The 24,193-nt window shown below is 49.2% G+C and carries 16 protein-coding genes; 6 read left to right on the forward strand and 10 right to left on the reverse strand.

From position 1 onward, the window contains the following. Positions 1-76: 76 nt before the first annotated feature. The 6 genes from HMPREF2551_RS08565 to yjgA all read right to left on the reverse strand — a co-directional run bounded on the left by HMPREF2551_RS08565 (position 77) and on the right by yjgA (position 5,718). Entirely contained in the window at positions 77-1,012 is a 936-nt protein-coding gene (locus HMPREF2551_RS08565; protein WP_070838453.1) for a DMT family transporter, read from the reverse strand. Between the two features lie 18 nt (positions 1,013-1,030). Beyond that, complete coding sequence (gene recJ / locus HMPREF2551_RS08570; RefSeq protein ID WP_070838455.1) at positions 1,031-2,731, reverse strand: single-stranded-DNA-specific exonuclease RecJ; 1,701 nt, start codon at positions 2,729-2,731, stop codon at positions 1,031-1,033. 119 nt (positions 2,732-2,850) lie between these two features. Beyond that, a complete protein-coding gene (locus tag HMPREF2551_RS08575; protein WP_070838457.1) occupies positions 2,851-3,750 on the reverse strand; it encodes a hypothetical protein in 900 nt (299 codons plus the stop codon). Positions 3,751-3,766: 16 nt separating this feature from the next. Beyond that, the gene (locus HMPREF2551_RS08580; RefSeq protein ID WP_283122421.1) at positions 3,767-4,261 is read right to left on the reverse strand and encodes a hypothetical protein; all 495 of its coding nucleotides are present in this window, start codon (positions 4,259-4,261) and stop codon (positions 3,767-3,769) included. Between the two features lie 141 nt (positions 4,262-4,402). Next, positions 4,403-5,113: a hypothetical protein gene (locus HMPREF2551_RS08585; protein WP_070838459.1), complete on the reverse strand. Its 711-nt coding sequence runs from the start codon at positions 5,111-5,113 to the stop codon at positions 4,403-4,405. Positions 5,114-5,184: 71 nt separating this feature from the next. Then, positions 5,185-5,718 (reverse strand): ribosome biogenesis factor YjgA, encoded by a 534-nt coding sequence (gene yjgA, locus HMPREF2551_RS08590; RefSeq protein WP_070838461.1) that lies wholly within the window; start codon positions 5,716-5,718, stop codon positions 5,185-5,187. A gap of 124 nt (positions 5,719-5,842) precedes the next feature. Between yjgA and pmbA the strand changes: the two genes are divergently transcribed. The 5 genes from pmbA (at position 5,843) to HMPREF2551_RS08615 (ending at position 12,239) form a co-directional block, all read left to right on the forward strand. Next, positions 5,843-7,174, forward strand: a complete 1,332-nt coding sequence (gene pmbA, locus HMPREF2551_RS08595; RefSeq protein ID WP_070838463.1) for a metalloprotease PmbA — start codon at positions 5,843-5,845, stop codon at positions 7,172-7,174. An 87-nt stretch (positions 7,175-7,261) separates the two neighbouring features. Next, complete coding sequence (locus HMPREF2551_RS08600; RefSeq protein ID WP_070838465.1) at positions 7,262-8,431, forward strand: glycosyltransferase; 1,170 nt, start codon at positions 7,262-7,264, stop codon at positions 8,429-8,431. Between the two features lie 154 nt (positions 8,432-8,585). Further along, entirely contained in the window at positions 8,586-9,095 is a 510-nt protein-coding gene (locus HMPREF2551_RS08605) for a cold-shock protein (RefSeq protein WP_070838467.1), read from the forward strand. Between the two features lie 714 nt (positions 9,096-9,809). After that, positions 9,810-10,727, forward strand: coding sequence for a transferrin-binding protein-like solute binding protein (locus HMPREF2551_RS08610; protein WP_168167198.1), 918 nt, complete (start codon positions 9,810-9,812; stop codon positions 10,725-10,727). Between the two features lie 105 nt (positions 10,728-10,832). Beyond that, the gene (locus HMPREF2551_RS08615) at positions 10,833-12,239 is read left to right on the forward strand and encodes a porin family protein (RefSeq protein ID WP_070838471.1); all 1,407 of its coding nucleotides are present in this window, start codon (positions 10,833-10,835) and stop codon (positions 12,237-12,239) included. A 156-nt stretch (positions 12,240-12,395) separates the two neighbouring features. Here HMPREF2551_RS08615 and smc read toward each other — a convergent pair whose 3' ends face one another. Further along, positions 12,396-15,881 carry a chromosome segregation protein SMC gene (smc, locus tag HMPREF2551_RS08620; RefSeq protein ID WP_070838473.1) on the reverse strand — a complete coding sequence of 1,162 codons (3,486 nt, stop codon included), beginning with the start codon at positions 15,879-15,881 and terminating at the stop codon, positions 12,396-12,398. Between the two features lie 134 nt (positions 15,882-16,015). Next, on the reverse strand, positions 16,016-16,810 hold the full coding sequence (locus HMPREF2551_RS08625; protein ID WP_049348902.1) for a thymidylate synthase: 795 nt from the start codon (positions 16,808-16,810) through the stop codon (positions 16,016-16,018). A gap of 413 nt (positions 16,811-17,223) precedes the next feature. Here HMPREF2551_RS08625 and gdhA point away from each other — a divergent pair, with 413 nt between their 5' ends. Further along, positions 17,224-18,558, forward strand: coding sequence for an NADP-specific glutamate dehydrogenase (gene gdhA / locus HMPREF2551_RS08630; RefSeq protein WP_003745850.1), 1,335 nt, complete (start codon positions 17,224-17,226; stop codon positions 18,556-18,558). Between the two features lie 64 nt (positions 18,559-18,622). On the opposite strand, the gene recG is transcribed toward gdhA, so the two are convergent. Then, a complete protein-coding gene (gene recG, locus HMPREF2551_RS08635) occupies positions 18,623-20,662 on the reverse strand; it encodes an ATP-dependent DNA helicase RecG (protein ID WP_070838684.1) in 2,040 nt (679 codons plus the stop codon). Positions 20,663-20,911: 249 nt separating this feature from the next. Further along, positions 20,912-23,956, reverse strand: a complete 3,045-nt coding sequence (locus HMPREF2551_RS08640; protein ID WP_070838686.1) for a TonB-dependent siderophore receptor — start codon at positions 23,954-23,956, stop codon at positions 20,912-20,914. Positions 23,957-24,193 lie beyond the last annotated feature (237 nt).

A 24,193-nucleotide genomic window follows, 5' to 3' on the forward strand; every position in this document is an offset into this window, starting at 1 on the left:
TCTGATTTAGAAAATATAGAGGCCGTCTGAAACCTGTTTCAGACGGCCTTGTTTATTCTGTTTCGCAATAAATGCTTTATATCTTTCTCAAAAAAAGCCCCATCACTTTCTCTCCGGCCACAGCCAGCAAGGCTCCTGCCACAACCACCATGGCACCCACATAGCTGACGATATTCATATCCGAAGCGGCAAAATAATCAGGGGAAAGGTAATGACCGATGGTGGAAAATATCATGGTAAATACGGGTATCAGCGTGGTAACAATACTGACTTTTGAAGCGTCCCAATGGTTGAGCGCTTCGCCGAATGAACCGTAGCCGATCAGCGTGTTCAAGCAGCAATAGATAAAGCAGCCCCATAAAAACGGATTGCCGATATGGGCGATTTGTGATGGTTCGGCAAACGGCAGGAAAACAAAGCTGCTGTAAAAATAAATCATGAGCAGGATTTGTTGCGAATTGAAATGTTTGGACAAAAGTTTTTGCGCCACGCCGTAGCACACCCAAATCATGCTACCCGAAGCCGCCATGATTACCCCGACCGCGTAGCTGCCCAAGCTGAGAAGTTCGCCGAATTTGTCGTTGAAAAACATGACCAAACCCGTTAGCAAAAGCATCAAGCCGATTTTTTGCCAGCGCGTAAAGGCTTCTTTAAACACGCCTACGCCGACCAAAATCATGGTAAAGGGCGAGAGTTGCCACAACACCTGCGTGGTTGTCGGCGAAATATAGTGCAAACCCATGGCAACGAGCACAAAGTTGGCGGAAATACCGATAATACCCAGTACCAATAAAAATAAGGTTTGCTTGGAAAATTCAGACGGCCGCGGCAGCTGGCCGGTCAGTCCCAACAACGCAAACAACACCAGCGAAGCCACTAAAAAGCGTATCCACACCAACGTGGGCGCATCAACGGCTTTTAAGGCCTGTTGCGCCGCTACCGGCAGCGAACCCCAAGTCATGGTGGCAAGCAGCGCCAAAGAAAAGCCGAGCCAAGTTTTTTGTTTCTTCATGATTCAGACGGCCTTTGTTTACGCGGCTTCCCAGTAGTCGATATAAAGCTGCAATTCGAGATTATTCCGCCATTCGTTGGCAACGGGGCGGTACACCGTGCGGATGTATTCGGGAATGTCTTCACTGCAACGCCAGAACATGGCTTCAAATTCGTAGCCGTCTTTTTGCAGCCAGACTTTTTTATGTTTGCCTTCCGCGCCTAGAGGCTGCTGGCGGACAACGTGAAATTCGTCGGTAAAACTCGGCGGCGCGAAGCCCTGCCCCCAAACGTGGCGGGCAAGGTTCTGCGCCTGTTCCAGCGTAATATCGCGGGCAGGCAGGCTGCCGTCGGTAATATAGGTTTGCGACAAATCGTCTTCGCACACCATCTCGCGCACGGCTTCTTCAAAGGCCGTCTGAAATGCGGGAATATTGTGTTCGAGTATGCTCAAACCCGCTGCCATCGCGTGTCCGCCGAATTTCAAAATCAAATCGGGGTGGCGTTTGGATACCAAATCCAAAGCGTCGCGCAGGTGCAAATTGGGAATGGAACGCCCCGAACCGCGCACTTCGCCATTGTCGGCAGGCGCAAACACGATGGTCGGACGATAAAAACGGTCTTTGAGGCGGCTGGCAACAATGCCGACCACGCCTTGATGGAAGTCGTCGCGATACGCCACCAAAGTCGTCTGCCCTGGAGGCAGGGTTTCGGGAAAATCATTCAGCGCGTCTTGCAGCATAGACTGCTCGATTTCGCGACGTTCGATATTGAGGTTGTTTAACTGGGCCGCCAGTTCCTGCGCTTCGGCATCATCTCGCGCCAACAAACAGGCAATGCCGACCGACATATCGTCCAGCCGTCCGGCCGCATTGATGCGCGGTCCCAACGCAAAGCCCATATCAAACGGCTGAGCCTTGCGCCAATCCCGTCGCGCCACTTCAAACAAGGCGCGGATGCCCGGGCGCATTTTGCCCGAACGCATCCGTTTCAAACCTTGCGACACAAGGATACGGTTGTTGTGGTCGAGGGAGACGACATCGGCGACGGTACCGAGTGCGACCAAATCCAAAAGGTCGCCCAGATTCGGCTCTTTTAGGCCGTCTGAAAAATAATTGCGGCGGCGCAGTTCGGCACGCAAAGCCATTAATACATAAAAAATCACGCCCACGCCCGCCAAGCTTTTGCTTTGGAAACCGCAGCCTTTTTGGTTTGGATTGACGATGATGCAGTCGGGTATGGTCTCGGCAGGCAGATGGTGGTCGGTCACAATCACATCCAAACCCAACTCCTGCGCACGCGCCACGCCTGCAATGCTGGCGATACCGTTATCTACCGTCACCAATAAATCCACACCCTGCTCTGCCGCGATTTCGGCCAACTCGGGCGTTAAGCCGTAGCCGTGTTCAAAGCGGTTGGGCACAAGAAAATCCACTTTCGCCCCCATCGCCGCCAAACCGCTCATACCGACGGCACACGCCGTCGCTCCGTCGGCATCGTAGTCGGCGACAATCAGGATTTTTTCCTGACGCTCAACCGCATCTGCCAAACGGCCGGCGGCGGCTTCGCAATTTGTCAGCGTTTGATACGGCAAAAGCGCAGCAAGCTTGTCATCCAACTCGGCCGGACTTTGCACATCACGCGCAGCACACAGCCGCGCAATCAAAGGATCGGTACCGGCAGTGAGCAAGTCGTTGAAAACAGTCGGATTAATGGAACGTGTTTGGATTTTGACGGACATGATGTGGAAATCAAGGATAGTTTTGTATATTTGAAAGGGATATTGTAAAAGGATGAAGTCATCTGAAAACCGTTTTTCAGACGACCCCTCAAGCTACATTAGTCAGAGTAATGTTTGCTTCAGACAGAACGAGAGAAGCCTCGTTGTTTTTCTTGTTGAATATTTTGGTTTTCTTGAGCAACAAGCTGTTGTTGCCACTCTTCTTCTAAAGTCTGTTGGACTCTTTCATTGAAACTGGCCACTTTGTCAGGATTATCAGCCAAAAGTTTTTTTGCATACGAACCGTCGGTATCATTCAATAATCCTTGCAGCATCGCCATAGTTTCTTCGTATTTGGATTGAGGCTTGGGATTGTCGGTTGTTGCCGCTGTTTCGACATGGTGAGATGTTTCTTCTTGAATTTGCATGGTGTACTGAGGATTTCCTCTGAGTTTCTCTTCATCAAGATAACTCAAATCTTTGATGTCGGAGATATGCGGATCCTCAGGATCTTTCGGCACAAGACTCTTATTCAGCTTATTTCCCGAACCTGGGGCAAGATGTTGGAATATTCCATCTTTTTCAGGCTCAGGAAAGCCTGCTTCACGCAATAAGGTATCGGCAAGGGTATTGGAATTTTGCCTTAAGTAATCATAAGGATAGATATTGTTCTTGCTTTGAGCATTGCGTACCATTTCAGCCCATTTGGCTGATAAATCAGGAGCTTCAGCGATTAGCTCGCGGTATTGCTTTTGTGGAGAAATAGGTTCTTTATCTAAACTTTTATACCAAGCAGTTTTCCTATTATTGAAATTATCCGGATTTTGGGCATTATATGGTAAACCAATATTCTTTGGTAAGCCGGTTTCAATATGGATTTTTCCCAAAGGAAGTTGTGGGGAAATTTCTTTACCCACCCATCCACTGATAGTATATTGTTGTCCCGTTTTATCAGTATAGAGTAGAAATTTGTGGTGATAATCTACATTCGCAAATGTGCCGATATGCCGATAGCCGACTTCAATTTTTTCGTTTGCCATTTATATTCTCCTATTGTTATTGAGCATAATAGAATTCACTATCGATATTTTCCAGATAGCCAGAAGCGTTAAATTTTAATTCAATCATTACCTCTGGATTAGGAATCATCGGGTGAATCTGTTTGCCATAGCCTGCGTAGATAATATGTCCTTTATCGCTGTAGTGTTGATTCATCTCGGTCAATTTTTCAATTACCTCCTTTTTAGAAGAACCAATCGGGAGATATTTAGCAACAATATGGCTTACATCTTTGGACTGACCGGGTTCGATGTACTTTTCACTGGCAAAAATTTCTTTCAGCATAGGACTTTGGGGTTGCATTTTGCTTTTTCCTTTTGAGGTTGATTGTTGGATTTCAGAATGTTTTTCATGGTTACTTACTTCGCAAGCTGATAAAAACACAAGTGACATAACAATTGGTAATACTGCTAAGTTTCTTAATTGCATAATTAATCCTTTATAAAGACTTCTATTTTTGTTTGTCATTCGAATTTTACTATTATTGGTCATATATTGGTCATAAGAAAAATCTCTATCAACATTTCATAATGTATCTCAAAATATTTAATTTCAAGGTGATTCTAATTCACGCTTATAAAAGCATGGGATGTGCCTTTTTTCTATCCCCTGCAGGGATGACAGCCTTGGATATTATTTGCGTGAAGCATCGATAATTTCACTGACTACGACATAGGGGACTGCTATCACTGCGCCGACTGCGTCCAAAGCCAATGTAAATGGTGTTTGCAGGATATTCTCCGTCAACTTCTGAACGTCTGTGCTTTTTTTGGTTTCCGTATAATAAATTCTGACCGGGACGGCAGTATCAAAACGGCGGTCTTCAGCAACATTTTTCGGCGTTGCGTAATAATGACCTTCGGTAGAAATACACCGTGTGTAGACAGTTTCGTCATCGAGTTCGACCGGCTTGAACGCCAGCTGTTTCAACTTGGCAATCTCGGCAACTTTTTGAGTATCGTAACGCAGGCAGAAATTCGAGCGGAAAGTTTGCGCTTCAGGGGATTTCAATTCGACCGGCAAAGCCTTATACGCATATCTTGGGTTTTGCTGAACCATTTGAAACTGTTTGTCCAATTTAACATCCAAGACCGCCTTCAACTTGGCCGAATCTTTAGGATTAACGACAAACCAATATTTTTTGCCCATCATGACCAAGCTACCTGTTTCCAATTGCGTATTGTCTTTGGCAACCACGCCAAATGCTTGAATATTGTCTTTGGCAACGGTTTTTTCGGTTGTCGTTTTATGGAACGGGTTATTCCCTCCCCAAAGAAAGGCAGTACAACCATTCAGGGTTAGTACACTGATTAACAAAGCGGGTACAAAGCGGCGAAATTTCATGGTCATCCTCCTTCGGTATTACGATACAGGCCGTCTGAAAACCGCAATCCGTTTTCAGACGGCCTTAAGGTTTATTCCTCCCAATCCTGCCCTTCTTCTGAAGCATCGGATTGACCGGCCTCCATCACCGCTTTAATTTCTTGGAACAGCGCGCGGAAGTTTTTCGGCGGTTTGTTTTGTTCCTGCTCTTTTTTGGTGTTGCGGATTAAAGTGCGCAATTTACCGGCGTCGGCTTGCGGAAAATCGGCCATAAATTGGGTAATCGCGCCATCGTCTGCCAACAGTCGGGTACGTGCCTGCTCGACGCGTTGCAAAAAGGCATTGTGCGCCGTATTGTCACCGCGCAGTTTCGCCAAATAGGCTTCGATGGGTGCGGGGTCGGTATCGCGCATCAGGCGGCCGATAAATTGGGCTTGGCGTTTGAGCGCGCTGTTGGACGTGATTTTTTTATAGGTGGCGATGGCTTCAAACAAGTCTTCGTCCAAGCCGATTTTTTTCAGCGTATCGCTGGAGAGCTTGGTCAATTCCATACCCAAAGCCTGCAAATCGTTCATCTGCTTTTTCATTTGGGTTTTGCTGACCCATTCGTCTTCTTGTTCAAACATTGTGTTTACCTGATTTTCTGAATCTGCCTATTTTATCAGTTTTCAGACGGCCTTTCCGTGCGATTTTTGCAGTGGCCGTCTGAAACGGTTAAAATGCCGCAAAACCCTGTCAGGAAACCTTTTTATGCTGTTTAATCACACACCGGACGAGCTGTTGCGCTTGTGCGGACACACGCTGGATTTGGCCAAACAATCCGGCGCCACCTCGGCCGAAGCCGATTTCAGCGAGTCGCTCGGCCAAAGCGTCAGCGTGCGCCTGGGCGAAATCGAACAAATCGAGTTCCAACAAGACAAATCTTTAGACATTACGGTCTATGTCGGCCAACGCAAAGGCCGCGCCAGCACTGCCGACTTCTCCGAACGCGCCCTGCAAGATACGGTCAAGGCCGCCATCGATATTGCGCGCTATACCGCCGAAGACGATTGCGCCGGCCTTGCCGACGCTGCCTTGATGGCAACCCATATCGGCGACCTCGACCGCTACCACGAATGGGATTTGAGTACCGAATCCGCCATTGATTTGGCCAAGCAATGCGAACAGGCCGCGCTGTCAACGGACAAACGCATTGAAAATTCGGAAGGCGCATCGGTTCATACCGGCCATTACCAATACGTTTACGGCAACACCCACGGCTTTGCCGCACACCAGCAAAGCACGCACCACAGCATTTCTTGCAGCGTAGTCGCCAGCGACGAACACGGCATGCAGCGCGACTATTGGTACGATTCTTCCTGCCGTCACGAAGACATGGATGCGCCCGAACTCATCGGTAAAACTGCGGCCGAACGGACTTTACGCCGTCTGAACAGCCGCAGCGTTCCGACCGGCAGCTATCCCGTACTGTTCGACACCACTGTTGCCGTCGGCTTAATCGGCCACCTTATCGGCGCACTCAGCGGCGGCGCGCTCTACCGCCAAAGCAGCTTCCTGATTGACAGCATCGGCAAACAGGTGCTGCCCGAGTTTCTCAGCCTTCGTGAAGAACCGCATATCCTGCGCTCGTTCCGCAGCACTTATTTCGATGCCGAAGGCGTGGCTACGCAGCCGCGTTTTGTGGTGAAAGACGGCGTCGTCGAAGGCTATTTCCTCAGCAGTTACAGCGCGAAAAAACTCGGCATGAAGACAACGGGCAACGCCGGCGGCGCGCACAATCTGTATCTGAACCACACCCACGCCACGCAGGCCGACCTGTTGAAAGAAATGGGGACAGGTTTGCTGGTTACCGAATTGATGGGACAAGGCGTCAACACCATTACTGGCGACTACTCGCGCGGCGCGGCCGGATTTTGGGTGGAAAACGGCGTCATTGCCTATCCGGTTCAGGAAATCACCATTGCCGGACGTTTGAAGGATATGTACCGCGACATTATCGGCGTGGCAGACGACGCATTACGCCGTTCGTCCAACCAAATCGGCTCCGTCTTGGTTTCCAAAATGACGGTTGCCGGCAACTGATTGAACTAAATATACAAAAGGCCGTCTGAAAGATATCTTTTCTTTTCAGACGGCCTCGCCGTTATCTACTTCTATAAAAAACACATCATGCATATTGTCGTCATCCCCTCTTGGTACCCCTCTTCCGAAACCGACGTGGACGGAATCTTTTTCCGCCTCCAAGCCCAAGCCCTGCAACGCGAAGGTATGAAAATCGGCATGGTCGTTCCCATGTTCCGCTACTTGAGAAGCCAGCCGAAAACCATCTTCTCGCGCTTCTACGGCCTGCGCCGCCATCAGCAAGGCGGACTCAACACTTACGCCTACGACAGCATGTATTTCTTCCCGCGCTGCCCGGTTGTCGACATCGACCGCATCCGCTGGGTCAACGCAGGCATGAAAGCTTTTGAAGCCTACATCGCCGACAACGGCAAACCCGACGTAATTCACGCCCATTGCGTCAACTACGCCGCCATTTTGGCCTGCGCCATCTTCAAAAAATACGGCATTCCCTATGTGATTACCGAACACAGCAGCGCCATCTCACGCGGCCTTGTCCGCAAAAACCAATGGCCGTCCATGCACGAAGCCGTGCGCCACAGCGCGGCACGGTTCGCCGTCAGCCGTGATTTCTGCCGCATTCTCGAAAAAACCTACGCCGGTACAGACTGGCAATACCTGCCCAATATGCTGGGCGGCAATTTTGAACAGGATTTCGAATTCCCCGAAAAAAACCATCAAGACTTCACCTTCTGCAGCGTCTCCCACCTGCGCCACCTCAAAGGCCACGACCTGCTCCTGCCTGCTTTTGCCGAAGCACTCAAAACCTATCCGCAACTCAAACTCAAAATCGGCGGCGGCGGCGCAGAAGAAGGCCGTCTGAAACAACTGGCAAGCGACTTGTGCATCAACCACGCCGTTACCTTTACCGGCGCATTGACCACCGACCAAACCCTAGACCTCATGCGCCACAGCAACGCATTCGTCCTCGCCAGCCGTACCGAGACTTTCGGCGTCGTCTATATCGAAGCACTGTCGCAAGGTTTGCCCGTTATCGCCACACGCTGCGGCGGCCCCGAATCCATCGTCACTTCCGACAACGGCCTGCTGGTGCCAATCGAAAACATACCAGAACTAACCAAAGCATTGCTCACCCTCTACGAAAACCATGCACACTACGATCCCGTCCGTTTGCGCCAAGATTGCCTGCAACAATTCGGCAGCCGAGCCATAGCGCAACACCTGATCGACACCTTCCAAAAAGTGCTTAATAAATAGGCATAAACCATGCAGGCCGTCTGAAATCCTTCAGACGGCCCGCCTTCTTCCAACAAGCCAAATCTAGTGTAAAATTAAGACAATAACTAAACTTTTTGATTTAAAATCAGTCAAAAGAAAAACTGTTACCTATAATAATATCCCCACATACATTATGCGCTATTACGGAACGATTACTCGCTGGAACAGCAAGCGCGGCTTCGGCGCCGCTACCATAGAAGACACAGGCCAAGAAATCTTTCTTGCCCTTGCCGCCTTCACTACCCTTACCCGCCTTCCGGCCGAAGGGCAACATATCTCCTTCAACATCACAGAAGGCCGGCGCGGCCGCAAAGAAGCTGAAAATGTCTGCTTCGCCCTCGATTGCGCCGACTGCTTCGATGTCCTCGTCCCTCCCCCCGAAAAACCCCTCGCTGGCAAACAAGCCATCGTCGGCCTGATTGCCGTGATCTTCGTCTGCAGCATTTTCGCCGCCTTGTGGTACGGACTCCACTTTTCCGACAATACACCCAAAGAGCCGGCCGTCAAAAAACAAGAAACCATGGTTCACGAAGTAGCCGCCAAAATCGAAGCCGAACGCAAAGCATGGCGCGATGCCGTCAACCGCAGCAACCAACGCTCGGGGCAGCCTCAACGAGCCAAAGATAATACGTCGAAAGAATAATAATATTTATATCAGATTAAAAGCCTTTTATATCAAAGCTTTTTTATCAAAATTTCAAATATAGCAAGCCAACTTTAAAAAAACTGCCTCCTGCATATTTAATGCACGATGGCAGTTTTTCATTACAAATAAAAACACTTCAATTTGCCATGTTCAAAACATGCTTCTCTGACGCTATCCATCCAGATAGAAATAAGCACCATGTATAAAATGAATCCAAACTACTCAAATACCCCATTTAATCGTCAATAAAATAGATTTATTGATGCAATTAAATATACCCAATTTGAATATTAGAAAATATAGTCCTGCCAAATTTAAAAGTATATTTTCAAAGACTTAATGTATCTCTTAAAAAATATAAACAAACTTGAAGCGCACTCTAAACAGTTTATTAAATAAAAGCATTTGACACTCTATTACGTAAGACTATACATATTACCCTGACTCAATTCCTCTTAATTTTTGATAACATTCTGTTTTATATATTGTATCTTTCCTACAACATCAAAAAAATATTTAAAAATATCAAAATGCATAACATCTTAATTTCATAAAATAAATATTTAAATATCATTATCTTCCTAATAGTTTCCCCCTACACTTTCTATCTTATCTGTTTGTTTGTGTATGTATTTGTTGTAAAATTTTTTTCGACCGTAAAAGTCATTAACTAGATTTAACCGATATTCAAATATTTAAGGATTCAAACTTATGAACACAAAAATCAAAACGACAGCTTTGGTTTGTGCCGCTTTGTTCGCAGTAACTGCATGTAGTAGCAATGGTGAGAGCGGTCCAGATATCAACCCAACTAATCCAATTACTCCAACTAAACCGACTACTCCAACTAAACCGACTACTCCTACGACTCCAGCTCAACCAACTACTCCTGAAACTCCAGCTAAACCGACTACTCCTGAAACTCCGGCTAAACCGACCACTCCTACAACTCCGGCTAAACCGACCACTCCGTCTCAACCAACACCTAGCACAGCTGTTGGCGGTAATGCAATGACTTCAACAAATGCATCCTATAACACTGCAAAATACGTTACTCCTCAAGGCAAGATGAATGCTAGTGTTACCATTGACGGCCGTAAAATTGATTTATCAAAAGCCAATGCAGCATTTATCTTCTATAGAGAAACTGCTCCTACCGAAGATAAAATGTCTACCCGTCAAACTGTCTTGAGCGGACGTAAATACAGCCATGTTCAATTCGGTGCACAAACTGTCGGCATTATTAGCCCTACTTATCAACCAACACTTCATCATGATTCTTTTGCTATTGGTAATATTACGCCAACTAGTGGTGCAGATGCTATGCCAACTTCTGGTAAAGCATCTTATGTCGGTGATGCTATTCTGCTTCAAGGTGCAGCTTATACAACAAGCACATCTAAATTTAATGTTGATTTCGGTCGTAAAACCATCTCAGGCCTGATTGGTTATGTAAATGATATTCCTGTTTCCGGTAAAATTTCCGGCTCATCCTTCAGCGGCGAGCAAGACGGTATCCGTATGAAGGGGAATTTCTTTGGCCCTAAAGCTGCAGAACTAGGTGGTGTCTTTAGTGCAGAGCATGATGGTGGTGTTTACCAAGGCTCTTTCGGCGCGAAAAAACAATAATCTGCCGTTTTCAACCGTCCGGCGTCGCCGGACGGTTTGTTTTACCAAGAGGCCGTCTGAAAGAATTTTTACCATGTTCAAACGCCCCAAAACGAAATAAAAAATATGCGCTATCCAACTTTGGCTTTAATTTTATGCGCTGCGGTACACTATGCCTCAGCTGCGCCCACACCACACGATGAAATTCAGCCCGATCTAAACCATAATCAAATCCGCCAGGCTGAAAAACAAACTCTGCAAGAAGACAATCAGGTTGAGCAACAATCAATTTCCATGTCATCAGAAGAATTGCTCCAACAACCTGAAATCTTAACCGATGCAATGGATACCGCCCTTGCTCGCCAAAATATTGACAACATCCGTTTCCTATTGCCACTCTATCGTCGCATGACCGGACACGACGAAACCATGGCTTCCTATGCAGGTGCTATTCTTTCCCGTGCAGATGGAAAGTACAAAGCAGCAGAACAGGATTTGCGGAATATCCTTGCCAATCATCCTGACTACTCTCCTGTACGCCTACAATTAGCATTAACCCTTTCACAAGACGGAAAAATGCGTGACGCAGCAAAAGAGTTACAGGAAGTCCGCAAAACTCCCGACCTACCTGAACCAACACTGCAATACTTGAATGAATTTGATAAATTTCTAAAGAAAGATAAATCTTGGAATTTTGACGGTAATATTTCCTACGTTCGCGACAATAATATTGCCCGAACACCGCGCGAACGTGTATACGGAGGTTTTGAGTTTGAAGCGCCTCGTACAGCAAACGGTATTGCCTACGATGTTTCTGCACAAAAGAATACTCCGCTCAATGGTCATTGGGTCTGGAAAAACAACCTTTCTGCTGGCGGTAAATTTTATTGGGATGCACACGATTATGATGATTTGACTGCGCGCGCTGAAACCGGTGCCGGCTGGCGTAATCATGCTCAGGAAATCTCCTTATCGCCATTTTATGAGAGGCGCTGGTATGGTACAGAGCCCTACTCCAATACATCAGGCGGTATTTTGCGCTATTCACGTGTGTTATCACCCAAATGGCAAATATTTGGTGCATGGCAATCCGGCTACCGTAAACATAAGGAAAGAAAATTCTTAAACGGTGCAAACCATATTGCCTCTATATCAGCCCTCTATTATCGTCGAGGTGGTGAATATTTCGTATTTGGCGTAGGCAAAGGATACAACAGTGCGCGTGACCGCTCTGATGCCTATAAATACGAAAATCTGCGTGCTGGCTGGACAAAAGCATGGGGTAAGTCAGGCAAACTTGTCACTTCTCTCAATACTACCGTGCAGTACCGTCGTTATCAGGCAGAAGATATTTTCAATATCAAACGAAATGACCGTGAAACCTACGTCCATTTGTCAGCAGGCCATAAAAAGTTGTCCTGGAAAGGCTTCACTCCACGCCTGAACTGGAGTTGGACACATGTCCACAGCAATCATTTCTACTACCGTCAAAACCAGCATCGCTTGTTTATCGACATTTCCAAACAGTTTTAAAGTGAAAGCGAATAAAAGGTCGTCTGAAAACTTTGGATATAGTTTTCAGACGACCTTTTTATTGCTTCAAGGAAAGATTAAAGTCCCCCCATTCAGATCCACTTAATTTTATAACCAACCATCAGAATTTCTTAATCTGCAACCTTTATTCTTACCTCAATTCGGTTCGGCCATTTCCAACGCCTGTTTAATGTCCACGGCGACGACGCGTGATACGCCTTTTTCCTGCATGGTTACGCCGACCAGCTGCTCTGCCATTTCCATGGTCAAGCGGTTGTGGGAGATGTAGAGGAACTGGGTTTGCGCCGACATTTCTTTGACCAGGTTGCAGAAACGCGAGGTGTTGGCATCGTCCAGCGGGGCGTCGACTTCGTCCAGAAGGCAGAAGGGGGCGGGGTTGAGGCTGAACAGGGCGAACACGAGGCTCATGGCGGTTAGGGCTTTTTCGCCGCCGGAGAGGAGGTGGATGGTGCTGTTTTTCTTGCCGGGCGGGCGCGCCATGATGGACACGCCGGCGGTCAGGAGGTCGTCGCCTATCATTTTGAGGGTGGCTTCGCCGCCGCCGAACAGGGTCGGGAAGAAGGTTTGGACTTTGCCGTTGACGGCGTCGAAGGTTTCTTTGAAACGCTCTTTGGTTTTGTCGTCGATTTGGGCAATGGCTTCTTCCAAAAGGGTGATGGCAGCCAGCACGTCTTCGCTCTGGCTGCGGTAGTAGCCGTCGCGTTCGCGTGCTTCTTCGAGTTCTTGCAGGGCGGCGAGGTTGACGGCGCCGAGGGCTTCGATTTGCTGGGTGAGGCTGCTGATGCTGCTGTTCAATACTTTCGGCGATTCTTTCGCCAACGCTTCGAGCGCGTCCAAATCGGCGGCGCGTTCGGTCAGGTTTTGATGGTAGCGTTTGGCGTTGATCAGGGCTTCCTGCTGCTGCAACAGGGCGGTTTGGGTGGCGGCCTGAAGCTGCGGCAGCTTGGTTTGCAGGGTTTGTACGCGGGCGTATTGCTCCCTGCCCTGCTCCTGAATCTGCGCAAGTTTTTCCTGCACGGCGATGTATTCTTCGTCCAGCGTGTGTACGGCTTCGGTCAGCTCGTCGAGCTTGATGTGCTGCTCGTCGTTTTGGAACTCGGTTTCATAGGCGAGGGCAAGCTCTTGCTGGCGTTCCTGCCAGTCCAGGGTTTGCTGTTCGAGCCGGGCGATTTGCTGCTGGTAGTTTTGTTTTTGCTGGTTGAGTTTGTGGACGGCGACTTCGGCCAGCCCGTATTGGCGGTTGGCTTCCAACAGGGCAAGCTGCGCCTGTTTCAGACGGCCTTGCTGCTCTTGGCGGCTGTGTGCGGTGGTTTGCTGTTGGTGTTCGAGTTCGGCGGCAGCTTCCTGCAAAGTAGCGATGTCGTCTGCGAGGCCGTCTGAAGTATGTTGCAACACGGTCTGCTCTTCCGCCAACTGCGCCAGTTCTCGCTCGATGTGTTCGCGGCGGATTTGCCCTTGGTTGGTGCGCGCCAGAAGTTCGGCGGCGCGTTGCTGCGCTTGGCTGTATTGGCGCGTGTGCTGCTGTTGCTGCTGCATCAGGTTTTTATGTTGCACTTCAGACGAGCGCACGGCGGCTTCCGCCTGTTTGAACGCGGCTTCGGCGGCGGAGAGTTCGGGGGCGAGGTTTTCCAGTTCGGACGCAATGCCGTCGAGGCGCGCTTTTTGGGCAATCAGGCTTTCCTGCGCGGGTTTGGCATAGAGCAGGACGCTGACCTTATCGACCTGATGGCCTTCGGGCGTGAGCCAGATTTGGTGTGCGCCCAAATCGTTTTGATGCGCGAGGGCGTAGCCCAAATCGGGCGCGCACAATACGCCGTCGAGCCAGTGGTGCAATGCCGTCTGAAACGGCGGCTGCGCTTGGATTTGGTTCAGCAATGCCTGTACGGGCAGGGATTTTTTGATGCCGCCGGAGAGGTCGTCTGAAAGCCATGCCGCCTGCCCCTGCGGCAACGGCGCGGGCGGCACGAAGCCAGACGGTACGCTACGGGCGTGCAGGCGTTCGGCAAGGATGACGGACAAGGCGTGCTGCCACTCGGCGGGCGCGGTGATGTGTTGCCACAGTTGCGGCGCGGCGGCGTGGTCTGTTGCCTGCCAGAAGTCGGCGGCTTCCTGCTGTTGCGACAGGATTTGCGACAACGCCTGCTGCTGCGCCTGCAAGGTGATGTGTTGCTGCTTCAGGCTTTGGAAGCGGCTCGAGGTCGTCTGAAACGCCTCGCGGGCGGCGTGCAAGGCTTCTTCGGCGGCAATGATTTGTTCTTCGTAATGCTCTTGCTGGCTTTGCAACAAGACGGCGGCTTCCTGCGCGGCGGCGGTTTCGGCTTCGTCGGGCAGGTTCAGGGTTTGGTTTTCCTGTTTCAGACGACCTTTGCGCTCTTCGTGCTTGGCAACGGTTTGTTCGGCATGGGCAAGCTGCTGCTGCTTCAACGCCAGTTCGCGGCGGATGCGGTTTGCCTCGTCCTGCTGGGTTTGGAAGGCGGCGTTAAGCGTGGCTTGGGCTTCTTCCAATTCGGGCAGACGCTCTTCGTGTTCGGCAACCTGCATCGCCCATTCCGCCAATTCGGTTTGCTTTTCTTCCGCCTGCAACTCGTTTTCTTCAAGCTGCACACGGATTTGCTGCTGCTCCTGATGGATGCGCTGCATCTGCGCCTGCGCCGCCTGCTTGTCGCGTTCGATGCGTTGATGCAGGTTTTGCTGATGGCGGATTTGTTCTTCCAAACGGGCAATCTGCTCGCGCAACACGCCGCGTTTGTTGCTCAGTTCATGTACCGCCTGTTGCTGCGACTGTTCGGCAGTCTGCAAGGCGTGTACTTCGTCGTTTAACGCCTGAACCTGCGCGGCGGTTTCGTCCTGCTGCGCCTGCAAAGATTGATGCTGCGCGGTTGCCTTATCTGCGGCGGCAAGCGATTGCTGCCATTGGGCGTAATCAAGCAAATCCTGTTGTTGGTTCAACTGCGCAGTCAGGGATTTGTAGCGTTCGGCGGTTTCCGCCTGTTTCTCCAGCTTTTCCACCTGACGCGCCAATTCGTTCTGCAAATCGCCCAAACGCTGCAAATGCTCGCGTGTGTCTTTCAGACGGCCTTCCGTTTCCTTGCGGCGTTCCTTATATTTGGACACGCCCGCCGCCTCCTCGATATAGGCGCGCAACTCCTCCGGCCGCGCTTCGATGATGCGCGAAATCATCCCCTGCTCGATAACGGCATAACCGCGCGCGCCCACGCCCGTACCCAAGAACAAATCGGTAATGTCGCGGCGGCGCACGATCTGATTGTTGATGAAATAAGTCGATTCGCCCTGACGCGTCAGCTGCCGCTTGATACTCACCTCGGCATACTGCCCCCACGCCCCCTGCAAACTGTGGTCACTATTGTCAAACACCAGCTCCACCGAAGCCCTCGGCGCAGGACGGCGCGTTGCCGCACCGTTAAAAATCACGTCCTGCATACTCTCGCCACGAAGCTGCTTCGCCGAAGCCTCGCCCAACACCCAGCGCACCGCGTCAATCACATTCGACTTGCCGCAACCGTTCGGCCCGATAACCGCAACAAGCTGCCCCGGCACATGAATCGTGGTCGGGTCGGTAAAAGATTTAAAGCCGGAGAGTTTGATGTGGGTCAGGCGCATGGCAATGTTTCGAATCGGAAAAGAAGGCGTATTTTAACGGAAATACGCTGATCCGTTGAGAGAAAATCTGACGATTCAAATCAAATAAAAAGGCCGTCTGAAGTTTCAGACGGCCTTTTGTTTTTTAGCTTGGATTACACCGACACGGCGGCTTTGATGTGCGGATGCGGATCATAGCCTTCCAACTCGAAGTCTTCAAATTTGAAGGCAAACAAGTCTTTGACTTCAGGGTTGATTTTCATGGTCGGCAGGCTTCGGAAATCGCGGCTTAATTGCAGTTGAGCCTGCTCGATATGGTTGCTGTACAAATGGGCATCGCCAAACGTATGGATAAACTCACCGGCTTCCAGGCCGCACACTTGCGCCATCATCATGGTCAACAATGCGTAGCTGGCGATGTTGAACGGTACGCCAAGGAAGATATCGGCGCTGCGCTGGTAAAGCTGGCAGGACAGTTTGCCGTTGGCAACGTAAAACTGAAACAGCGCGTGGCAAGGCGGTAAAGCCATTTCGTCGACTAAAGCCGGATTCCATGCGGACACAATCAGGCGGCGCGAGTCGGGATTTTTCTTGATTTGTTCCACCACATTGGCAATTTGGTCGATATGACGGCCGTCGGGTGCGGGCCAGCTGCGCCATTGGTAGCCGTAAACCGGGCCTAAATCGCCGTTTTCATCCGCCCATTCGTCCCAAATGGAAACGTTGTTGTCTTTCAGGTATTTGATGTTGGTATCGCCTTTGAGAAACCAAAGCAGCTCATGAATAATTGAGCGAAGATGCAGTTTTTTGGTGGTCAACAGCGGAAAGCCTTCACTCAAATCAAAACGCATTTGGTAACCGAACACGGAACGCGTGCCGGTGCCGGTACGGTCGGATTTGTCGATACCATTGTCGAGGACATGGCGCATAAGGTCGTGATAGGCTTTCATGGGTTTCCTTAATGTATGTGTTGTGGGAATTTGATGCGTATTGTACCGAATTTTCAGACGGCCTGCCTCTCTGTCTGCAATGGGCCAACCCTTCCTCTAGGCTTAGCGTATATTCGTTAATAATGTTGACAATTTAGCATTTATTTACACGAAAATTTGAGCCAAATAAAATTTTTACAAAAAAATTTTGAAATTTTCTAGTTTAATTACTTGAAATTTTATAGCTTATTATTTTTAATATGTAAAATATAAACCATAATTTTTAATCAAACTAAAAATATAATTCTAATTTTACAAATTGGTAAAAAAATAATGTCAACAATCTGGCTAAATTTTTTCTTGGCAAGTAAATTTTTTACAGTTATATTTCGAAACATAAATATTGAAACATCTCACTCGATAGGAGTTGAAAAATGACTGACCTGAACACCCTGTTTACCAATCTTAAACAACGCAACCCCAACCAAGAACCCTTCCACCAAGCCGTTGAAGAAGTGTTCATGAGTTTGGATCCGTTTTTGGCGAAAAACCCGAAATACACCCAACAAAGTCTGCTTGAGCGTATTGTTGAACCTGAACGCGTGATTATGTTCCGCGTCACTTGGATGGACGACAAAGGCCAAGTTCAAGTCAACCGCGGCTACCGCATTCAAATGAGTTCCGCCATCGGTCCTTACAAAGGCGGTTTGCGTTTCCACCCGACCGTCGATTTGGGCGTGTTGAAATTCCTCGCCTTTGAACAAGTGTTCAAAAACGCGCTGACCACCCTGCCTATGGGCGGCGGCAAAGGCGGTTCCGACTTTGACCCTAAAGGCAAATCCGATGCCGAAGTAATGCGCTTCTGCCAAGCCTTTATGACCGAACTCTACCGCCACATCGGTGCCGATACCGACGTTCCTGCCGGCGACATCGGCGTAGGCGGCCGCGAAATCGGCTATCTGTTTGGCCAATACAAAAAAATCCGCAACGAATTTGCTTCCGTCCTGACCGGCAAAGGCCTCGAATGGGGCGGCAGCCTGATTCGCCCTGAAGCCACCGGCTACGGCTGCGTGTATTTTGCCCAAGCCATGTTGGAAACCCGCAACGACAGCATTGAAGGCAAACGCGTATTGATTTCCGGCTCCGGCAACGTGGCGCAATACGCTGCCGAAAAAGCCATCCAACTGGGTGCAAAAGTATTGACCGTTTCCGACTCCAACGGCTTTGTCCTCTTCCCTGACAGCGGTATGACCGAAGCACAACTGGCTGCTTTGATCGAGCTGAAAGAAGTACGCCGCGAACGCGTGGCCACTTACGCCAAAGAACAAGGTCTGCAATACTTTGAAAACCAAAAACCGTGGAACATCGCGGCCGAAGTCGCCCTGCCTTGCGCCACCCAAAACGAATTGGACGCAGACGCTGCCAAAATCCTGCTGGCAAACGGTTGCTATGTGGTTGCCGAAGGTGCGAACATGCCGTCAACTTTAGGCGCGGTCGAACAATTTATCAAAGCCGGCATCCTCTACGCTCCGGGCAAAGCCTCCAACGCCGGCGGCGTAGCAACTTCAGGTTTGGAAATGAGCCAAAACGCCATCCGCCTGTCTTGGACCCGTGAAGAAGTCGACCAACGCCTGTTCGACATCATGCACAACATCCACGAATCCTGCCTGAAATACGGCAAAGTCGGCGACAAAGTAAACTATGTCAACGGTGCGAACATTGCCGGTTTTGTCAAAGTAGCCGATGCTATGTTGGCACAAGGTTTCTAAACCTCTATCCAGCCAAACCAAAGGCCGTCTGTTTTCAGACGGCCTTTTTCTTTTCATGCAAATTTTATACGCCCAAATAACCTTCCCTGCTGGAAAGCCATCTTGCCAAATGCGCTTCAACGATTTCAGGGTTTTGCTCGATTAACATGGGCGCGATTTCGCGCGCTTGTTCCAAGAGGTGCAGGTCTTCTTCAAGATTGGCGAAACGCAGCATGGGGATGCCGCTTTGGCGCGCGCCGAGAAATTCGCCGGGGCCGCGGATGTTGAGGTCTTGGCGGGCGATTTCAAAGCCGTCGGTGTGTTCGTAGATGACTTTCAGCCGCGCTTTGGCAAGTTCGCTCAAGGGTTCGGCAAACAGGAGGACGCACACGCTTTCTGCCGCGCCGCGCCCTACCCGTCCGCGTAATTGGTGCAGCTGCGCCAAGCCCATGCGCTCGGCGTGTTCGATCACCATCAGGGCGGCGTTGGGTACATCTACGCCGACTTCGATGACGGTGGTGGCGACCAAGACGTTCAGACGGCCTGCGGCAAACTCTGCCATGACTTCGGCTTTTTCGGCAGCTTTCATGCGCCCGTGTACCAAGCCGATGTTGAGTTCGGGCAAGGCTGCCTGAAGCTGGGCTAGGGTTTCGGTGGCGGTTTGCAGTTGCAGGGTTTCGCTTTCTTCAATCAGCGGGCAGACCCAGTATGCCTGCTGCCCTTTGCGGCAGATGTTGAGGACGAAGCCTTCGACTTCGGCGCGGCGGACGTTGTTGACGAGGCGGGTTTTAATCGGGGTGCGTCCGGGCGGCAATTCGTCGATGACGGACACGTCCAAATCGGCGAAGAAACTCATGGCGAGCGTGCGCGGGATAGGGGTGGCGGACATCATCAGCTGGTGGACGTCGCGCCCTTTGTTTTTGAGGGCGAGGCGTTGGGCGACGCCGAAGCGGTGTTGTTCGTCCACAATCACCAAGCCCAAATTTTGGAACTCGACGTCGTCTGAAAACAGGGCGTGCGTGCCGACGGCGATTTTGACGGTACCGTCGGCGAGTTTGGCTTTGGCTTCGTCTTTGGCTTTTTTGCGCTGGCTGCCGGAGAGCCAGACGACTTCGAGTCCTAAAGGTTCGAGCCATTGTTTGAACTTGATGAAATGCTGTTCGGCAAGGATTTCGGTCGGCGCCATCACGGCCGCCTGCGCGCCGGATTCGATGGCGGTCAGCGCAGACAAGGCGGCGACGATGGTTTTGCCGCTGCCGACATCGCCTTGCAGCAGGCGGTGCATAGGATGGGTTTGCGCCATATCGCGGCGGATTTCGGACACGACTCTTTCTTGTGCATCGGTCAGGGCAAACGGCAGGGCGTGGCTCAGGGCTTGGGTCAGCGTGCCGTCGCCGCCCAATGCCGCCGCCGTGCCGCTGACACGCTTCTGCCGCGCCAGCCGCATGGAAAGCTGTTGTGCCAAAAGTTCGTCGAATTTGAGCCGCTGCCATGCGGGCAGCGCGCCGTCGGAAAGCTGGTGGATGGTGAAACTCGGCGGCGGCGAATGCAAAAGGCGCAGGCTTTCGGCGAGGTGCGGCAGTTTCAGACGATCCAATAAATCATCGGGCAGCGTGTCGTGCAGCGGCGTAACGTCCAACGCCGTCTGAATGATGCGGCGCAAAGTGGGTTGATTTAAACCGTTTACGGTCGGATAAATCGGCGTGAGGCTTTCTGCCAAACCGCTGCCCTCGGCATCGCGGATTTTGGGATGAATCATCTCGTCGCCGTGAAACCCGTGCTTGATTTCGCCCACGGCGCGGATGCGTTTGCCGACCGCCATCTGTTTCTGGTTGCTGGCGTAAAAGTGGATGAAGCGCAGAAAAAGGACGCTGCCGGAACCGTCGGCGATTTGGACAATCAGCTGCTTGCGCGGTTTGAACGTTACTTCCTGATGGATGACCTCGCCCTCGACCTGACACGGCACGCCGATCGGCGCATCCTTAATCGGCATGATGTGCGTCTCATCCTCATAACGCAGCGGCAGGTGCAACACCAAATCCCATGCGGTATGGAGGTTGAGTTTCTCTAGCTTCTTAGCGGAAACATCGGTAATTTTGAGCTGTTTTTGGGTTTCGGGCGTCATCTTAAAAGGCAGCTGATTGAAAGTTTGCTGTATTTTATCCGAAAACAAAAAGGCCGTCTGAACGCAATGTTTCAGACGGCCTTCAAAGCTGAATACTTGAAACAAATGAATATTTGAAAATACGCTGGCTATCGAATCAACTTCAGCCATTGTTAGGAAACAGCTTTCAGAAAAGAAGGATATTCAACCCATACTTTTATCAGGAATTTAGCAAATAATGTTTACATACCCAATCATTATCCATTCACTCTAAAAATGCCAATCCAATTTCAGTTTGACTGTCCGCGGTTCGCCATAGAAATTGTTTTGACCTCGCGTGCGGTTGTAGTTGTTTTCAAAATACGTCCTGTCAGCCAGGTTAGTTCCGATCAGGCTGATTCTTCCGTGTTTGTGAAAGTCATATTGAACAAAGCCATCTATAAGTCCGTAGCCTCCTTGGTGAATATTGTAAAGGCTACTTGTGCGACTTTGCGCGGATATTCCGCCACCCAAGGTCAACTTAGTTTGAGGCAAGCGGTAGCTTGTACCGAGACGGAACATATGTACCGGCGTGAAGTTACTGAAGTTATACGGGTCGGCAGTCGTGTTTTTCTCCAACCGCTCCGCATTGACTTCTGCAGCATTTTTATACTTACTTTTGTTATATGTGTAGCCAACAAAAATACGCCAGTTTTCCGACAATTCGCCAGCCAATTCAAGTTCTGCACCGCTGCTCTTAACCTTACCCACAGGTTTAGCGATGGTTTGGAATGAACCTCCGTTACGACTAGTATCAGGAACAAATCCAAAATCGACAACGGTACGGTTTTTCTGCTGTAAAACAAACAAGGCAAGAGAAGCATTCAGACGGCCTTGCAAGAACGACCCTTTCCAACCTATTTCATAGTTAGTCCCGATGAGTGGTGGAAGAACGGATTTGCTGGTTACATCAACATTATCCTGTTGTTTAAAAATCTTAGTATAGCTGGCATACAAGCTTTGTTGCGGCGTCAGGTCGTAGGTAATGCCGGCATATGGCGTAAACCGATGGCTTTGCATTTTTGAGGTGTAATGCTCTTTGTCGATTTTATTACTGCTCTCAGTTTGGAATGCCGTAGCAGGCTGGCCGTAGCGTACAGGCATTTCTTTGGTTTGTGTGGTTTCATAGCGCGTATAGTGCATACCGCCCAAGAGATGCAGACGGTTGGTTGCATTAAAGCGGGTGCTGACAGTCAAAGAATGTGTTTTATTCGTGTTAAGGTATTTCGAATAATTGTATAACGCCGGAACATGATCATCTGCAACCTGAACAGTTTTCCACAACGGTATTTTCAGATATTGGTTTGCCCATTTCAAATTTCCCTCTTCATCCCGCTCCTGTATTTTGTTTCCATTTACATCCAATTCATAAACAGGATCTTGCACCATTACGCGCTCACCATTGTCGTTGACTGTCCAGACAGGCTTGCCTTCCGCATCCAAACGAGGAGTATATTTGGTAATATGCGCGCCACTACATTCCGGCACATAGATTTTGTTATTACCTTTTTCGTTATAAATATGCCAATCTGGTTCGGCAATACCTTTTTCTAAAGGATTACGCTCCGGACCATCGGGATGAATGCCGCAACTGCCTGCACCTGCATAACCTTGAGGACGGACAAAATAACGGTTTTGATAGATTTCTGTATAAGCAGAACGGATTTTTTCATTGTTATACGCATAGCCAACAAAGAAATCATGTTCACGTCCAAGCAGGCGGTAGTTACCTGTCAGGTCCAGTTTAAAGCCCCATTGCACATCGTGTTTGGTATAGTGCAACGGCATGAAATTGTAACGGCGGTTGTATGTGTGGCGAAGATTATATGCTGAGTCGTATAGACGGTTGGGAAACAGGCCTTCTGCATTGTTAATAATGCCTTGCTTTGCAAGCTCCTTATCAATAAACTCTTTTTTATCTACTTCTACACCCGGATCCTGCCAGTCGTTGCACAGGAAATCCAAACCAATGTCCTGCATACATTGATCAAAACCTGCCCGACGTGCTGCTGCCCTTTGGGAGCGATATTGCTCAAAAGCAGATGCATCGAAATGATGGGCAACGTAATCTGCTTTTTTCTCTTCATATGTTTTAGTGACGCCATCACGATATTCTTTTAATTTTGCCAACGCCTTGTCTTTAGGCTCAAAAGGAATAACCTCCCCCTTCTCGGTTAAGAAACCCGTTGCCTCAGATGCTGAAATACCTGCCGCGTGTTCGTTTTTCAGAAAAAATTGTCCGACTTTGGCATCTGAATCATTATGCGTATAAGAAATTTCTGCATTGAGTTGCCATCCATTGTCAAAGACATGTTTGAAACCGGAAAAAATATTGTATTTATCAGCATTCAGGCGTGACCATGAGGTTTCACCCAAATAAGTATTACGTGGCAATTTCAAAGGATTGTTACAGGCAGGGCTGGAGCTGAAGGCCGCAGTTTTTTGATCCTCACAAGGTAAAATCACGCCGGCAAAATCGGGAATATCTTTATTTTTCTGATAAGTGCCGCCCAATGTCAGCATACTGTTATCACTCAAATCCGTATCGATCACGCCATAAACCATGTCTTTCTTGTTCCATACACCCTCTTTAAAAGAGCGGTGATCCTCATGAACACCAACCAGCCTACCGCGTACCGTATGTTCATTATTCAAGCTTCCAGATACATCCAAAGCCAAACGCTTGCTGCCCCTATGGTCAGTGCTGATTTCACCTGTATGCTTAAACAGAGCTGTTGGCCGCTTACGGATTAAATTAATGGTTCCACCTGGTTCAGAATTGGACTGAGTAAGACCGGTTGCACCTCTGACAACCTCAATGTGATCATAAACAGCAAGGTCTGTACTCGGTGAGACATCGATTTTTGCCGTATAGCCCGAACGTCCAGACACATTCGTAGTAATACCGTCTTCACCAATCTGATCAACATAGAAACCACGAGACAAAAAACGAGTTTGTAAACCCGAATCCCGAACTACGTTGATTCCCGTAGTATTTTTCATTGCCTCTTCTAAAGAATATATTGCTTTATCATCTAGCTGCCGACGCGTCATTACGCTCACCGACTGCGGCGTATCCTTGCCTGAAATATGCAACCCAGTCGCCGTTGCCATCGTTCCGATTGTATAAGACTGACTGCGCTCGGTATTACTTTGTGCCTGCCGTTTGCCACTGACCTTGACCGTATCCATGTCTACATGTTCCACTTCTTGATGTCCTGTATCTGCAAAAACAGTTTGGCAAGGCAGTACTAATAACAAACAAATTGTTTTCATTTGAAAATCAGGTTTCACAACTATTTCCTTAATTAATAGAATCTACTTACCTACTTGATAAAAATTATAATTTATTAATTTTAAATGATATTTAATCTATAAAATTAAAATATAACAGTAATGATAGGCGGAATCATTATATACCTGATGCATTAATATATGAACTTTTTGTTATAGATTTTTTCTTATGTCCTGATTTTTAGATAAAAAAAGGCCGTCTGAACGCAATGTTTCAGA

Source organism: Neisseria sp. HMSC066H01, from assembly GCF_001837375.1.
Classification (GTDB): domain Bacteria; phylum Pseudomonadota; class Gammaproteobacteria; order Burkholderiales; family Neisseriaceae; genus Neisseria.